Below are 1,443 nucleotides of genomic sequence, written 5' to 3' on the forward strand. Positions count from 1 at the left end.
CGAAGCAAGCGCAACCGTCCCGCCCACAATGCCGCTAAAGGTGGTCACACCGCTGCCCGTTACGGTCAGCGCACGCTTCGTCCCCGTCGCATCACTGTTCACCGTCTGCGCAAGGGTAATGTCGGTACCGGTAAGAACTACATCGTTGGTCAGAACTATGGCGTCGTTATAGGTCTGGCTTGTCGTCGTCGTGACATTCCCGCCCAGATAAACGGTGCCATTGGTGTTCGTTGTAAGCGACGTCGCCGCCACACTGGAACCAAAGGTCATCACCCCGCTGCTAGACAGAAGGACGGCGCCTAGCGGCGTGCTGCCACCCACTGCGCCTGTCAGCGTAACATTGGCTGTGCCAACAGTTGCCGTGAAGTTAAAGCCGCCGTTAAGCGTACCCGTGATGCCAATATTGTTATTGGTTGTGGTCAGCGACACAGTCTTCGCCAGCGAGACATTCCCGCTATAGGTTTGTGTGCCACTGGTCGTGATTGCACCAAGGTTGAGCGCAGCATTGCCGGAAACCGAAAGCGTCGTCAGACCCGTAAGGGCATCCGCATCCGTGCCATCCCCAAATGCGGCGTTACCCGTCACTGTCAGGCCGTAATTTGTTGATCCGTTAAGACCCGTCAGCGTGCTTCCGGTTGAGACCGTCGAGCCTTCCAGCGTCGTATTGGCGAGAAGCTCAACCGCCTTGCTGTAGGTCTGCGTTCCGCTGGTTTTGATCGTAATGCCAGCGAGTTTAACTATTCCGCCGCCCTTAACTTCAAGGCTGGTGAGCGCAGTACCCGCGCCGATGGCGCCGCTGATCTCGGTAGTACCGCTATCTGTGAGGATGAGCGCCTTTGCGCCATTAACTGCACCAAGCAGCTTCAGGCCAACGCCCTTAAGCTCGGCATCAGCCGTCAGCGTAATCGCACCCGTGAAGGTCTGCGATGACAACGTATCGATCAGGCTAGCGCCAACAGAGGATGTGCCAGACACACTCAATGTCGCAACGCCCGCCACAGTGTCGGCCACGCCGCCATTACCCAGCACGGCGTTACCCGTGATCGTCAGGGCTTTGCCTCCACCCGTGACAGCATCGAGGAAGCTGACCGTCGAGCCCGTAACAACCATGTCGTTCTTGAGCGTAACCGCGTCATTATAAGTCTGTGCGCCGCCCGTTGTCGTGACGTTGCCGAATAGCTCAACCGAACCACCAGCGTTCGTCGTCACAGACGCCGCGCTGACGCTGCCACCAAATTTGGTCAGTGCGGTGCTGTTAACAATGACAGCGCCAACGGCGCCTGTCGTTGTAGGCGTGGTGCTCGTATAGCTTGCGCCGCCCACTATCCCTGTAAATGTAACCGCGCCCGAACCTGCCGTAACCGTAAGCGCCGCTGGCGTCGACAGCCTGGACAAGGCTTCAGACGAGTTCACGGTCATACCAAAGCTCACGTCGCCGTTGGT

At 58.2% G+C, this 1,443-nt stretch carries 1 protein-coding gene; it reads right to left on the reverse strand.

The window, feature by feature from the left end:
* Nucleotides 1-1,419: beta strand repeat-containing protein (locus GGR91_RS11520; protein ID WP_221204326.1), on the reverse strand; the 1,419-nt coding region annotated here is incomplete at its 3' end.
* Between the last annotated feature and the right edge of the window lie 24 nt (nucleotides 1,420-1,443).

This window comes from Sphingorhabdus rigui (assembly GCF_014196595.1).
Taxonomy (GTDB): domain Bacteria; phylum Pseudomonadota; class Alphaproteobacteria; order Sphingomonadales; family Sphingomonadaceae; genus Sphingorhabdus_B; species Sphingorhabdus_B rigui.